This is a genomic window from Shewanella sp. 30m-14, assembly GCF_052977125.1.
The window spans coordinates 1-774 of sequence record NZ_JBRILW010000059.1; the positions used below are offsets into that span (position 1 = coordinate 1).

Here is a 774-nt window from a genome sequence, read left to right on the forward strand (position 1 = left end):
ATCGCCTCTGACTGCCAAGGCATCCACCATATACGCTTAGTCACTTAACCATACAACCCAAATAAGTCTCTATGAGACGTACTCGTTGTCTTGAGCGGGTAAGCTCAACACAGCCGTACTGTAACTAATGGTTTCTACTTTCGCCAAAATTAGAATTTTTTACTCACTCCCTCACAAATAAATGTGAAGCAGTAAGCCAAGACACTTAATGTTAAGTGTTTTTAGAACTCAATTTTTTAATTTCGCGCTAATCCTATAAATAACAACACGATAAATCGCAGTCGTTATCCCTTTCAGATTAACACTATCAGCTTTCCAAATTTTTAAAGAGCGGGCTTAAAAAAGCCAAAGATAAATTCTGCATTTATCTTTGGCATCTCTAACCAGTGCATGAGCTTACAATTTCAGCAAAAAAGTAAGTAAATGGTGGAGCTATGCGGGATCGAACCGCAGACCTCCTGCGTGCAAGGCAGGCGCTCTCCCAGCTGAGCTATAGCCCCATTTACATGCAGTCAAACAAATTTACGTTAATACAAAACCCTTGTTTAGGAGAAAACAAAGATTTTGGTGGGTCAGAGTGGACTTGAACCACCGACCTCACCCTTATCAGGGGTGCGCTCTAACCAGCTGAGCTACAGACCCAACGTAATTTGCTCTTTCTTTACGACAAGCATATCTGTGTGAACACTCAACAACTATTAAGTTAGTCGTATAGGTAAGGAGGTGATCCAGCCCCAGGTTCCCCTAGGGCTACCTTGTTACGACTTCACCCCA

At 42.2% G+C, this 774-nt stretch carries 2 tRNA genes and 1 rRNA gene; all 3 read right to left on the reverse strand.

The features are described from left to right. Positions 1-424: 424 nt before the first annotated feature. Positions 425-500: transfer RNA gene (locus ACVBIU_RS20465), tRNA-Ala, on the reverse strand. Between the two features lie 65 nt (positions 501-565). After that, positions 566-642: transfer RNA gene (locus ACVBIU_RS20470), tRNA-Ile, on the reverse strand. Positions 643-716: 74 nt separating this feature from the next. After that, positions 717-774: ribosomal RNA gene (locus ACVBIU_RS20475) — 16S ribosomal RNA — on the reverse strand; the annotation flags it as partial.